Source organism: Nonomuraea sp. NPDC023979, assembly GCF_040639085.1.
Lineage (GTDB): Bacteria > Actinomycetota > Actinomycetes > Streptosporangiales > Streptosporangiaceae > Nonomuraea > Nonomuraea ceibae.
Genome location: NZ_JBEZZG010000019.1, coordinates 9,313 through 22,782, shown reverse-complemented (window position 1 = coordinate 22,782; position 13,470 = coordinate 9,313). Strand labels below are relative to the sequence as shown.

General features: G+C 74.6%; 8 protein-coding genes. 5 read left to right on the top strand and 3 right to left on the bottom strand.

Annotated elements, in window-relative coordinates; genetic code table 11:
* Positions 1 to 24 precede the first annotated feature (24 nt).
* Positions 25 to 756 (top strand): alpha/beta hydrolase, encoded by a 732-nt coding sequence (locus tag AB0G11_RS28735; protein ID WP_219507363.1) that lies wholly within the window; start codon positions 25 to 27, stop codon positions 754 to 756.
* Between the two features lies 1 nt (position 757).
* Here AB0G11_RS28735 and AB0G11_RS28730 read toward each other — a convergent pair whose 3' ends face one another.
* The 3 genes from AB0G11_RS28730 to AB0G11_RS28720 are packed head-to-tail and all read right to left on the bottom strand — an operon-like array spanning position 758 to position 3,134.
* The gene (locus AB0G11_RS28730) at positions 758 to 1,984 is read right to left on the bottom strand and encodes an acyltransferase family protein (protein WP_357589590.1); all 1,227 of its coding nucleotides are present in this window, start codon (positions 1,982 to 1,984) and stop codon (positions 758 to 760) included.
* Positions 1,981 to 2,418: a DUF1707 domain-containing protein gene (locus tag AB0G11_RS28725; protein WP_357589588.1), complete on the bottom strand. Its 438-nt coding sequence runs from the start codon at positions 2,416 to 2,418 to the stop codon at positions 1,981 to 1,983. The genes AB0G11_RS28730 and AB0G11_RS28725 overlap by 4 nt, the downstream gene beginning before the upstream one ends.
* Before the next feature lie 47 nt (positions 2,419 to 2,465).
* The gene (locus AB0G11_RS28720) at positions 2,466 to 3,134 is read right to left on the bottom strand and encodes a phosphotransferase (RefSeq protein ID WP_357589586.1); all 669 of its coding nucleotides are present in this window, start codon (positions 3,132 to 3,134) and stop codon (positions 2,466 to 2,468) included.
* A gap of 176 nt (positions 3,135 to 3,310) precedes the next feature.
* Here AB0G11_RS28720 and AB0G11_RS28715 point away from each other — a divergent pair, with 176 nt between their 5' ends.
* From AB0G11_RS28715 to AB0G11_RS28700, 4 genes are read left to right on the top strand one after another with little or no spacing between them, the layout of a single operon-like run.
* Positions 3,311 to 4,141 carry an ABC transporter ATP-binding protein gene (locus tag AB0G11_RS28715; RefSeq protein WP_308125846.1) on the top strand — a complete coding sequence of 277 codons (831 nt, stop codon included), beginning with the start codon at positions 3,311 to 3,313 and terminating at the stop codon, positions 4,139 to 4,141.
* Positions 4,131 to 4,928, top strand: coding sequence for an ABC transporter permease (locus tag AB0G11_RS28710; RefSeq protein WP_357589584.1), 798 nt, complete (start codon positions 4,131 to 4,133; stop codon positions 4,926 to 4,928). Before AB0G11_RS28715 ends, AB0G11_RS28710 begins: the two co-directional genes overlap by 11 nt.
* Positions 4,929 to 4,960: 32 nt before the next feature.
* A complete protein-coding gene (locus tag AB0G11_RS28705; RefSeq protein ID WP_357589582.1) occupies positions 4,961 to 9,649 on the top strand; it encodes an SDR family NAD(P)-dependent oxidoreductase in 4,689 nt (1,562 codons plus the stop codon).
* Positions 9,646 to 13,467 (top strand): SDR family NAD(P)-dependent oxidoreductase, encoded by a 3,822-nt coding sequence (locus AB0G11_RS28700; protein WP_357589580.1) that lies wholly within the window; start codon positions 9,646 to 9,648, stop codon positions 13,465 to 13,467. Before AB0G11_RS28705 ends, AB0G11_RS28700 begins: the two co-directional genes overlap by 4 nt.
* The last annotated feature ends 3 nt before the right edge of the window (positions 13,468 to 13,470 follow it).

Here is a 13,470-nt window from a genome sequence, read left to right as displayed (position 1 = left end):
CAGGTGATACGGGGAGCTGTTCGGATGCATGTCGAGACGTACGGTCCGGCCGGCGCGCCGCCGGTGCTCCTGCTGCACGGGGGCGGGGTCGCCGGCTGGATGTGGGAGCCGGTCCGCGAGCGGCTGTCGCGCGATCACCGGCTGATCGTCCCGGACCTACCAGGCCATGACCGCAGCGCCGGCGAGCCGTACCACTCCCACGGCCGCACGGTCGAGGCGCTGATCCGGGTCCTCGGCGAGCAGGGCGGGCGCGTCCGCGTGGCGGGGTTCTCGCTGGGCGCTCAGCTCGCCGTCCTGCTGGCCGCCGAGGCGCCGGAGCTGGTGGAGCGGGTCATGGTGGTGAGCGCGCAGGCCCGGCCCAGCGCGGCACCCGGCCTCACGCTCGGCCTGCTCGGCGCGACGGCGGGGCTGGCCGGCCGGGAGTGGTTCGCCAGGGCGCAGGCCAAGGCGCTGTTCGTGCCGGACGAGCTGCTCGGCGACTACGTCCGCACGTCCGCGGCCGTGTCGAAGCAGACCCTGCTGGCGGCCGTGGGCGAGAACATCCGCTTCACCGTCCCGCCGGGGTGGGCGCGCTTCCCCCGGGCGGCGCTGGTCCTCGCGGGCGGGCGGGAGCGGCGCGTCATGCTGGCGTCGGCCCGGCTGCTGCACGAGGCGCTGCCGGGCAGCGGGCTGGAGATCGTCGAAGGGGCCGGGCACGGCATCCCGCTCCAGCGCCCGGCCTGGTTCGCCGAGCGGGTGCGCGCCTGGCTGGCCTGAGTCACGCGCGCTCGGCCGCCGCGGCCTTCTCCCGGGTACGCATGCCGAACAGGAACCGCGTCACCCGGGTCCGCCGCACCAGCAGGTCGTAGGCGAGCAGCGTCAGGGCCGACGACACGACCGCGATGATCACGTACTTGACCGCGATGGGCGCCTCCATCCGCACCACCCAGAACGCGACCGCGACCACCACCGGCTGGTGCAGCACGTACAGGGGCAGCACCGCCTCGGCCAGGTAGCGCCGCACGCCCGGCCCGACGGGAGCCCGGCCCGCGCTCGCCGTGCCGGGAACGGCGGGGGCGGCGGTGGCGGCGGGGCGGTCGAGGGCGCCGAGGATGGTGAGCAGCCAGCACCACCCGGCGGCCCCGTAGAGGGCGCGGCCGGCGAGGGCGAGAGGCGTGGCGGCGGTGAAGGCGTCGTCGCCCGCGCCGAGCAGCACCGGCACCCCGGCCGCGAACAGCACGAGCCCGCAGGCGGCGACCAGGCGCAGGTCGCGGCGGAGCGCCCGGCGGAAGCGGTGGTCGGCGGCGAAGGCGAACCCGTAGGCGAAGAAGACCAGGTACGCCCACCGGCTCCAGCCCGCGTACTCCTCCTCCAGGCCGAGGAGCGCGCTGATCAGGGCGAGGGGCAGCGCGGCGAGCAGCACGGCGCCGCGCCGGTCGGCGAGGGCGGCGATCCGCTCCCCCGGCCGCCAGGCGGGTCCCCATCGGGCGACGGCGGCCAGCAGCAGCGAGAACGTCAGCAGCAGCACCAGGAACCACAGGTGCCCGGTCTCGAAATGCTCGCCCTGGAGCACGAACGGGAACTGGGCCGGGTCCAGCTCGATCCGGAAGAACCGGGGCAGGAACTCCAGGTAGGACTCGTGGTAGGCGGGGTCGGCGCGCAGGCGCAGCCACTGCGGCACCGGGACGACGGCCACGGTGGCGAACACGAGGGGCACGCCGATCCGGCGTAACCGTTCGGCGGCGTAGCGGGCGGGGCCGCGGCGGCTCAGCGAGTGGCGGGCGGCGAGCCCGGCGACGTAGAAGAGCAGCGGCATCGCCCAGAGGACGCCGAGGACGGAGACGACCAGGGTGAGGCCGGTGGTCTCGGCGTTCTTGACGTAGAAGTCGTCGCGGGCGTCGAAGACGAGCGCGGAGTGGAACAGCACCAGCCCGGCGACGACGAGGACCCGCAGCAGGTCGACCTCGCCGCGCCGCTCACCCCCGGGAGGGGCCGGTGCGCTCACGCCCCGCCCCCTGAGAGCCCGCCCGGGGGCGTGCCGCGCCGGCGCGCGGCGTTGACGGCGGTGACGACGGCGAGCACGAGGGCGGGGCCGAGCAGGTCCTTGGGCCAGAACTCGGCGGGGCACGCCTCGGCGACGCTGACCACGCCCCAGGCCACGACGTTGACGGTGAGGATCGCGCCCCACACGGCCCAGAGCGTCCTCAGCCACCGCGGCGTCCCGGCGGGGCGGGCGGGCGGCGGGGCCGGGCGGGGTTCGGCGGGCAGGTCGGCGAGGAGCACGGCCAGCTCGCCGCGGGTGGTGGCGCCGAGCGCCCGGCCGACGCGGTCGTCGAACTCGGGAAGGTCGAGGCAGCCTTCCTCGACCGCCGTGCGCAGGCGGCGGGCGGCGGCCTCGCGGTCGGCGTCCGAGGCCCGCACGTCGCGGTGCTCTGCCATGTCGACCTCCGTGGGGGGCTGATGCGGACGTGGGCGGAGGGTGCGGGTCACGGGGCTCCGGCGTCGGCCAGGAAGCGGGCGATGGCGGCCTGCTCGCCGGCGGGCAGGTCGCGTTCGGCCAGGCGGCGGGCGGCCTCGGAGCCGAGGTGCGGGCGGGCGGCGTCGGGGTCGACGCCGTCGAGGAAGGCGGCGAGCAGCCCGGCCCGCGCGCCGGCGAGCTCCGGCGTGGCGACGGGGGCGGTGGCGAGGATGAGCCAGGTGCAGGCGGCGTCGACGCCGGGCGCGCCCCGGGCGGCGTTGGCCCAGTCGACCACCCGGGGGCCGTCGGCCGTGACGAGCACGTTGCCGGGGTGCAGGTCGAGGTGGAGCAGCCGGTTGCCGGGGCGGCCGGAGGCGGCGCGCAGCCAGCCGGGCGCCCGCACGGCCGAGAGCTGCCGCAGCAGCCCGGCGAGCAGCGCGCCGTGCTCGGCGGCGCGGCCGGGGTCGCGGGCCGTCTCCTCGAGCAGGCTCGGCCCGGCGACGTGCTCCATGAGGATGTCGCCCCCGTCGGCGTCGTAGACCTCGGGGGCGGGGAAGCCGTGCCGCCTGGCGTGGCGCATGACGGCGGCCTCGCGTTCGAGGCTGCGGCCGTCGCGCGAGCGGCGGACGACGCGGCCGGGGCCGGCGTCGAAAATCTCGCAGTCGTATCCGGCGGCGATCAACGAACCAACCTGCATATAAGTCAGATTAGCCGGTAAAGCCAATAAATCTGTACCTCAGCGCGGTGACCGGTTTTTCCGGCAACTAGCTGCCACCGGGCGGCCCGATATTTGTCGCTACCGTGAGACGAACATGGATTCAACCCCCACTCACCTGCTTATTCCATTGAATATGGGGAGGTGACACGTTGCTGGTGGCAACCGGCCTCGTCAAACGGTATGGCGAAATCCAGGCACTCGACGGATTCACGCTGAGCGTGGCCGCCGGAGAGATCGTCGGGCTTCTGGGACACAACGGCGCGGGCAAGACGACCTTCGTCGAGATCGTGTCGCACCTGATCCGCCAGGACGGCGGCACGGTGACCATCGACGGCAAGCCGCCCTCCGCCGTACGCGGCCAGGTCGGCGTGGCGCCCCAGCATCTCGCGCTCTATCCGTCGGCGACCGTCCGCGAGCACCTGGAACTGTACGGCAGGCTGTCCGGCCTGCGCCGGGCCGCGCTGAGCTCGGCCATCGACGACCTCGCGGTGATGCTGCGGCTCACCGACCTGATGGACCGCCGGGCCGGCAAGCTCTCGGGCGGCCAGCAGCGGCGCACGCAGGCCGCGACCGCGCTCGTGCACCGGCCCGCCCTGCTGCTCCTGGACGAGCCCACCGCGGGCGCCGACCTGGAGACCCGGCAGGCGATGCTCGACGTCGTCAAGCAGCGGGCCGGCGAGGGCGCGGCCGTCGTCTACACCACCCACTACCTGCCGGAGCTGACCGAGCTGCAGGCCACGATCGCGGTGGCGCGCGACGGCCGGGTCATCGCCCGCGGCACCTACGAGGAGCTGGCCAGGGACCTGCCGGGCGAGGTGCGGGTGACGCTGGAGGACGAGGAGGAGATCAGGATCTCCACCTCCGACCCGGCGGCGACGCTCATCGACCTGCTGCACCGCACCGACCGGCCGATCAGCTCGGTCGACGTGCGCAACGCCTCCCTGGACGACCTCTACCGATCCCTGGCGGTCCACGATGCTCCTTGACGTCTCACGTCCCGGCCCGGGCCGGCTCGGCTCCCTGCTCGCGTCCGCGCACCGCATCGGCGCCCTGGCCAGGCACAACATGACGCTGCGGCTGCGCGACCCGGGCCAGATGATCAGCTACGTGGCCATGCCGATGGTCCTCATGCTGGTGCTCAAGCCCCTGTACGTCCGGGCGCTGGACGGCGGCGCCACCCAGGTGGCCACCGGCCTGATGGTCATGTTCTCCGTCTTCGCGATCTCGCTGGCGGGCAACGCCATCCTGTCCGAGCGCACCTGGCGCACCTGGGACCGGCTGCGGGTGACCCGCGCCCCGGCCGCCGAGCTGCTCGTCGGCAAGACGCTGCCGCTGTTCGTGGTGATGGTCGCCCAGCAGGCGATCCTGCTCGTCTACGGCTGCCTGGCGATCGGGCTGCCGGTGCCGTCGATGCCGCACCTGGTGTTCCTGGCGATCCTGATCTGGGCGTTCGCGCTGCTGGCGATCGGGGCGGCGCTGGCCACGCTGGTGCGCAGCCACGGCGAGCTCAGCGTCATCTCCGACGTGGGGGCGCTCACGCTCAGCTCGCTGGGCGGGGCGCTGGTCCCGCTGAGCCTCATGCCCGAATGGGCGCAGCTGGCCGCGCACGCGTCGCCCGGCTACTGGGCGCTGGTGATGATGCAGTCCGCGGTCGCCGGGGACGTGGCGGGGACGCTGCGCCCGGCGGGCGTCGTGCTGGCGATCGGCCTGCTGTCGGGCGTGTTCGCCGCCCGCAGGCTCGCCCGCGGCTGGGGCCGTGGCGGGCTGTTGTGAGTACCGCAACTCCAGTGAATAGAGGCAGGTTGATGGATCACGGACATTCACCGGGCGACATCGCGATCATCGGCATGGCCGGGCGCTTCCCCGGTGCGACCGACATCGGGACGTTCTGGCGCAACATCAGCACCGGCGTGGAGTCGTTCACGCGCTTCTCCGACGAGGACCTGATCAGCGCGGGCGTCGACCCGGCCACGTTCCAGCAGCCGAACTACGTCAGGTCGCGGCCGATCCTGGACGACATCCGCGGCTTCGACGCGGGGTTCTTCGGCTACAACCCGCGCGAGGCCACGCTCGCCGACCCGCAGCAGCGCATCTTCCTGGAGTGCGTGTGGGAGGCGCTGGAGACGGCCGGGTACGCCGCCCCCGAGAACCGCGGCAGCGTCGGCGTGTTCGCCGGCATGAACATCAGCGGCTACCTGCTGACCCGGCTCAGGGCGTTCGAGATGGGCATCGACACCTCCGCCCTGATGATCGGCAACGACAAGGACTCGCTGGCCACGAACGTCTCCTTCCGCCTCGACCTGAACGGGCCCAGCATCTCGGTGCAGACGTTCTGCTCGACGTCGCTGGTCGCGGTGCACCTGGCGAGCGAGAGCCTGCGCCGGGGCGAGTGCGACATGGCGCTGGCCGGCGGCGTGTCGGTGCGCATCCCGGACCGGATCGGCTACCTGTGGGAGGAGGGCGGCCAGGAGTCGCCCGACGGGCACGTACGCACGTTCGACGCCGAGGGCCGGGGCAGCATGTTCGGCGACGGCGCCGCGGTGGTGACGCTCAAGCGCCTCTCGGACGCGGTCGCCGACCGCGACACGGTCTTCGCCGTGCTGCGCGCCTCGGCGATCAACAACGACGGCGCGATGAAGTTCAGCTACCTGGCGCCCAGCATCGACGGCCAGCGTCGCTGCGTGTCGTCGGCGCTGGCGCGCGCGGGCGTCGACCCGGCCGACATCTCCTACGTGGAGGCGCACGGGACCGCGACCGAGGTCGGCGACCCGATGGAGGTGGCGGCGCTGACCCGGGCGTTCGGCGAGACCGAGCGCAAGCAGTACTGCGTGCTCGGCTCGATCAAGCCGAACGTCGGCCACCTGGACCGGGCCTCCGGCGTGACCGGGCTCATCAAGGTCGTCCAGTCGCTGCGCAACGAGCTGATCCCCGGCACGCTGCACTACCGCTCCCCCAACCCCGAGATCGACTTCGCCGCCAGCCCGTTCCGCGTCACCGCCGAGCCGACGCCGTGGCCGCGCAGCGACGAGCGGCCGCGCATCGCGGGCATCAGCTCGCTGGGCATGGGCGGCACGAACGCGCACGCGATCGTCACCGAGGCGCCGCTGCCCGCCGAGCGGCCGGCCCGCCCGCACCGCTGGCAGATCCTGCCGGTGTCGGCCCGCTCGGCCGCCGCCGCCGAACGCTCCTGCGCCCGCCTGGCCGAGCACCTGGCCGCCACGGCCGACGACCTGGCCGACGTTGCGTACACGCTGCAGGCCGGGCGCAAGGTGTTCAACCACCGCAAGGTCGTGGTCGCCGACTCGGCGGGCCAGGCGGCGGAGCTGCTGGCCGACCCGGCCGGGCCGCTGGGCCGTACGGACGCGACGGTCGGCCGTAAGGTCGGCTTCCTCATCGCCGGCGTCGGCGAGCAGTACCCGGGCATGGTGGCCTCCCTCTACGCCGAGGACGCGGGCTTCCGCGCGGACGTGGACGAGTGCCTGGCCGTGCTCGGGCTCACCGGCCCCGAGCAGCTCTCGGACGTGTTCGCGCCCGCCGGGCCCGCCGCGGAGCAGGAGAGCGACCTGGCCAGGCTGCTGGGCCGGGCCACGGGCGGCGCGCCGCGCTCCACGACGGACGCGCACCTGGTGCAGCCCGCCGTGTTCGTCGCCGAGTACGCGCTGGCGCGCCGGCTCATGCGGTGGGGGCTGACCCCCGAGATCATGATCGGCTACAGCCTGGGCGAGTACGTCGCCGCCTGCCTGGCGGGCGTGCTGTCGCTGCCCGACGCGCTGCGGCTGGTCGCCTACCGGGCCAAGCTCATCACCTCCCAGCCCGAGGGCGCGATGCTGGCCGTCTCGGCGAACGAGCGGCGCCTGGCCGCGCTGCTCGGCGACGACGGCATGCGCGAGCTGGACGTGGCCGTGCGGGCGGGCTCCCAGCTCGTGCTGGCCGGGCCGGTGGACGCGGTCGAGGCGGCCGCGGCCCGGCTGCTGGAGGCCAAGATCGGCCACCGGCGGCTGGAGACCACGCACGCCTTCCACTCGCGGATGCTCGCGCCGGTCGCCGCCGAGCTGACCGCGTGGATCGCCGACAACATCACGCTGCGCCCGCCCGCGCTGCCGTACCTGAGCAACGTGACGGGCGCGCCCGCGACGGCACAGGACGTGACCGACCCCGGCTACTGGGCGCGCCACATGTGCGAGACCGTCGAGTTCGGGGCGGGCCTGGACCACGTGCTGGGCATCCCGGAGCTGGCGCTGGCCGAGATCGGGCCCGGCCAGTCGCTGGGCGCGCTGACGCGCGGCCACCCGGCCTGCGAGCGCGGCCGCTGGCCGCTCATCGTCACCACGCTGCCCGCCGCCGGCGACACGCAGGACGCGGGCGCGGCGCTGGCCACGGCGGTGGCCAAGCTGTGGCTGACCGGCGTGCCGGTCGACTGGGCGGCGCTGCACGAGGGCTGGACGCCCGGCCGCGTCCCGCTGCCGTCCTACCCGTTCGAGCACCAGGACTACTGGCTGGAGATCGACGAGTCGGCGCTGGGCGGCGGCGGTGGCGCGGCGGCGTTCGACGAGAGCGACCCGAAGAGCATCGCCAAGGCCTACCCCCGGCTGCCGGACACGCGGTGGATCCACGCGCCCGTCTGGCGCGAGACCACGACCCGCCCGCCGGTGGCCGAGGAGGCGTCCCGCTGGCTCGTCTACACCGACGACGGCGCCGCGGACGCGCTGGCCGCGCCGCTGCTGGCGCACCTGGCGGCGACCGGCCGCGAGGTGGTGCTGGTGCGGCCGGGCGAGGAGTTCTCCAGCGGCCCGGACGGGCTGCGGGTGCGGCCCGGCTCGCCCGAGGACGCCGTCTCGGCGCTGCGCGAGCTGACCGGCCGCGACTGGACGCCCGAACGGGTCGTGCACCTGTGGAACGCCGGCGGCGAGCGGCCCATCGGCGAGAGCCTGCGGCGCGGCCTGCACACGCTGGTCGCCTTCGCCCGTGCCTCCGGCGACCTGGGGCTGCCCGGCTGGAGCCTGGACATCGTCACGACCGGCGCGCACCGCGTGCACCCGGGCGACCGCGTCGACGCCGCGAGCGGCACGCTGCTCGGCCCGACCCGGCTGATCCCCGTCGAGTACCCCAAGGCGCGCACCCGGCTGATCGACCTCGACCCCGGCTCGGTCACGGCCGCGCTGCTCGCCGAGCTGCGCGCCGACCCGGCCGACCAGGTGGTCGCGCTGCGCGGCGGCCGCCGCTGGATCCCCGACTACGAGGTGCTCGACGCCGCCGTCATCGACGCGGCCGAGCCCGCGGCGCGCGTCCGTGAAGGAGGCGTGTACCTGGTCACCGGCGGGCTCGGCGGCATCGGCCTGGCGATGGCCGAGAGGCTGGCCGAGCAGTACCGGGCGCGGCTGGTGCTGCTCGGCCGCACCCCCGTGCCGCCCCGCGAGGAGTGGGAGTCGATCCTGGCCGCCGGGAACGCCGCGGGCGAGGTCCGCAGGCGGCTCGAGGGCCTGCGCCGCCTGGAGGCGGCCGGCTCGGCCGTGCTCACCGTGGCGGGCGACGTCTCCCGCGTGGAGGACGTACGCCGCGCCGTCGAGGCGGCGGTGGAGCGGTTCGGCGAGCTCAACGGCGTCCTGCACTGCGCGGGCGTGCCTGCGGTCGGCCTCATGCAGTTCAAGACCGTCGCCGACATGGACAGGGTGCTGGCGCCGAAGGTGGCCGGCACGCTGGCGCTGGCCGAGGTGCTGCGCGAGCGGCCGGTGGACTTCCTGGCGCTGTTCTCGTCCACGACGTCGGCGACCGGCGGCGGCGCGGGCCAGGTGGACTACTGCGCGGCGAACGCGTTCCTGGACTCCTTCGCGCTCAGCGACCCGCTGCCCGGCGTGACCGTCACCTCCATCGACTGGTGCGAGTGGACGTGGAACGGCTGGACCGACGGGCTCGACAACTACGACGAGGGCTCCCGGCAGTACTTCGAGTGGTACCGGGAGAACTTCGGCCTCACCTTCGACCAGGGCTGGCAGACGCTGCTGCGGGCGCTGGCCAGCGGCGAGCGGCACGTGGTCGCGTCCACGCAGGACTTCGCGCCGATGGTGGCGATGAGCCGCCGCTCGTCGATCGAGAGCCACCAGGCGACGGTGAAGAAGATCCGCGACGCCTTCGGCCGCCACCCGAGACCCGACCTGTCGACCGCCTACGTCGAGCCGCAGTCGCCCGCCGAGGAGGCCATCGCCCAGGTGTGGATCGAGGCGCTGGGCCTGGAGCAGGTCGGCGTGCACGACAACTTCTTCGAGCTCGGCGGCAACTCGCTGCTCGGCATGGAGATCATCGCCGAGGTGCGCAAGGCGCTGGAGCTGTCCTACCTGCCGCCGCACATCCTCTACCAGGCCCCGACGATCAGTTCGCTGGCCGAGGCGGCCAGGGCGGGCGAGGAGGCGGGCGAGCAGCCGGCCGAGGCCCGCGAGCAGCAGCGGTCCAGGATCGCGCAGCGGCGCAACATGCTCAGGAGCGGAAGGACATCATGACCGGAACCGACTACGACTCCGCGGTCGCGCTGATCGGCATGTCCGGGCGCTTCCCGGGCGCCTCGGGCGTCGCCGAGCTGTGGGACAACCTGCTGGCGGGCGTCAAGGGCCTGCGGACGATCACCGACGAGGAGCTGCGCGAGGCCGGGGTGGACCCGGGCACGCTGGCCGACCCGCGCTACGTGCGCGTCGGCGGCCCGCTGGACGGGCTCGACCGGTTCGACGCCGGGGTGTTCGGCATCAACCCGCGCGAGGCCGAGACGATGGACCCGCAGCACCGGCTGTTCCTGGAGTGCTCGTGGGAGGCGCTGGAGGGCGCCGGCTACTGCCCGACGGACGTGCCCGGCCAGGTCGCCGTGTTCGGCGGCTGCGGCTTCCCCGACTACGTCGTGCAGAACATCCAGCACCTCACCTCGCAGCCGGGCGGCGCGCTGCTCATGGCCGTCGGCAACGAGCGCGACTCGCTGGCCTCGCTGGTCTCCTACAAGCTGGGGCTGCGCGGGCCGTCGGTGTCGGTGCAGACGTTCTGCTCGACGTCGCTGGTGGCCGTGCACCTGGCGTGCCAGAGCCTGCTCACCTACGAGTGCGACGTGGCCGTGGCGGGCGGCGCGTTCACGCCGCTCCCCCAGCCCGCCGGCTACCTGTACGAGCAGGGCGGCATCATGTCGCCCGACGGGCGGGTGCGCAGCTTCGACGCCGAGGCGGGCGGCACGGTCATGGGCAGCGGCGCGGGCGCGGTGGCGCTCAAGCGCATGTCCGACGCGCTGGCCGACGGCGACGTGATCCACGCGGTGATCCTCGGGTCGGCGTCCAACAACGACGGCCGGCTGCGTGCCGGTTACACGGCGCCGGGCGTGGACGGCCAGGCCGAGGTGATCGAGTCGGCGCTCGGCGTGGCCGGGGTCAAGCCGGAGACCGTCGGCTACGTCGAGTGCCACGCGACCGGCACCATGCTGGGCGACTCGATCGAGCTGGCGGCGATGAGCCGGGTGTTCACGCAGGCCGGGCAGACGCCGACGGTGCTGGGGTCGGTCAAGCCGAGCCTCGGCCACCTCGACCGCGCCTCCGGCGTGACCGGGCTGATGCGGGCCGCGCTCGTTCTCAAGCACGAGCTGCTGCCGGGCACGCCCGGCTACGAGACGCCGAACCCGGCGCTGGCGTCGGCGCGCGACCGCTTCACCGTGCTGACCGAGAACCGGCCCTGGCCGGAGGGCCCGCACCCGCGCCGGGCCGGGGTGAGCTCGTTCGGGCTCGGCGGCACCAACGCGCACGTGGTGATGGAGCAGGCGCCGCCCCGGCCGGAGCGGCCCGCCAGGCCCGGCCCGCACCTGCTGGTGTTCTCCGCCGCCGACGACCAGGCGCTGACGGACCTGACCGAGCGGCTGCGCCGGCACCTGACCGGCGACCGCTCCGACCTGGCGGACGTGGCGTTCACGCTCCAGGTGTCGCGGGGCGCGTTCGCGCTGCGCCGCGCCGTCGTCTGCCGCGACCGCGACGACGCGCTCGCCGCGCTGGCCGACCCGTCCCGCTGGATCGACGGCAAGACCCAGCGGCGCAACCCCAAGGTACGGCTGGCCGCGCCGGAGGACGGGACCCCGGACTCCTGGTGGGCGGAGCTGCGCGCGGCGGCGTCCTCGGTGCTCGGCCAGCCCGCCCCCGCCGGGACGGCGGGACGGGACGAGGCGCTCAGCGCGCTGGCCGACGGGCTCACGGGGATCGGCGTCCAGGTCGTCGACGGCGACGCGCAGGCCGTGGAGCTGACGGTGACCCCCGAGGAGGGCGTGGACGCCGCCTCGTGGCTGCTGTCGGCGCTGGCGCGGTTCTGGCTGGCCGGCAGCGTCGTCGACTGGGCCAAGCTGCACGGCGGCGAGGGGCGGCGCGTCGAGCTGCCGACCTACCCGTTCCAGCGGCGCAGGTTCTGGGTCAAGCCGCCCACCGGGCAGCAGCGCCAGCCGGCGGGCGAGGGCAAGACGTTCGACCGGTCGCGGTGGACCCACCTGCCGTCGTGGAAGCAGCGCCCGCTGCCCGCCGAAGGGCTCGACGAGCGGCTGCGCGAGGCCGGGCCGTGGCTGGTGCTCACCGCCGACGGGCGCGGCGAGGCCCTGGTCGAGCGGCTGACGCGGGCCGGGGCCGAGGTGACCGCCGTGCGTGACGGCGACCGGTTCGAGCAGCACGACGACGGCAGCTTCACCATCCGCTCCGGCAAGGCCGGCGACCTCGCCGAACTGCTGTACTCGCTGGTCGTCAGCCCGCGCGCGATCGTGCACGGCTTCAGCCTGGCCGCCGCCGAGCCCGGACCCGGCGCCGATCCGGTGGCGCACTTCGCCGCCGAACAGGACCGCGGCTTCTACTCGGCGCTGGAGCTGGCCCGCGAGCTCGTCGACAACACCGGGTCCGCGCCCCGGGCGGAGCTGGTCCTGCTCACCTCCCACGCGGTGAACGTCGCCGGGGCCGAGCTGCGCCACCCCGAGCACGCCACGCTGGCGGCGCTCGCCCCCAGCCTCCAGCAGGAGAACCCGCGCCTGCGCTGCCGCCACGTCGATCTCGACGACCTCGACGACCTGGCCGACCTGGGCGACCTGGCCGGCGGGGTGGAGGCCGCGCTGGCCGCGGCCGTCTGCGAGCACGAGGGCCCGATGGCCGTGCGCGCGGGCGAGACGTGGCTGCGCCACTACGAGCCGTTCCCCATCGCCGAGCCGGACCCGGCGCGGCGGCCGTTCCGCGACGGCGACACCGTGCTGATCACCGGCGGCCTCGGCGACGTCGGGCTCGTCCTGTCGCGCCACCTGGCCGACGCGTACGGCTGCCGGCTGGTGCTCACCGGCCGCTCCCCGCTGCCGCCCCGGCAGGAGTGGGACGCCTACCTGGCGGACGTGCCGCCCGGCGGCGAGCGGACCGCCCGCCACATCCGCAACATCCGCGACCTGGAGAGCCGGGGCGCGACGGTGCTGGCCCTGTCGGCCGACGTGGCCGACGAGGAGCGCATGCGCGCCGTCGTGGCCGAGGCGGTCGAGCGGTTCGGCGGCATCGACGTCGTCGTGCACGGCGCCGGCGTGCAGGACGGCGCCTACTTCAACTTCGCCCACCTGATGGACCGCCAGCAGTGCGACGCCCACCTGGCGGCCAAGGTGACCGGATTCCACGTGCTGCAGAAGGTGCTCGGCGACCACTGCCCGGACCGGCGCATCACGCTGTCGTCCATCGCGGCCGTGCTCGGCGGCATGACGCTCGGCCCGTACGCCGCCGCCAACGCCGCGCTCGACGCGTACGTGCGGGTGGCCCGCACCAGCGGCGGCGGGCGGTGGGTCACGGTCGACTGGGACACCTGGAACATCGACCCCGACCGGGTGGCCGGCCACAGCGGCGCCGTCGTCGACTACGCGATGACGCCCGCCGAGGGCGTGGACGTGTTCGAGCGGGCGCTGTCGGCCGCCGGGCACGCCGGCCACTTCGTCATCTCGACCGGCTCCCTGGACGCCCGCATCGCCCAGTGGGTCACCGGCGACATCCACGAGGCCGGCGACGACGATGACGACCAGGAGCGGCACCCGCGCCCCGAGCTGAACAACGCCTACGTGGAGCCGCGCGAGGGCACCGAGGCCACGCTGGCCGCGATCTGGTCCCGCGTGCTCGGCATCGACCCGATCGGCGCCCTGGACAACTTCTTCGAGCTCGGCGGGCATTCGCTGCTGGCCATCGAGCTCACCACCCGCGTCCGCAAGGCGCTGAACGCGTCGGTGCCGGTCACCGGCCTGCTGGAGTGCCCGACGGTGCGCCAGCTCGCCGAGCTGCTCGACGCCCGCGACGAACAGGAGTGAGCG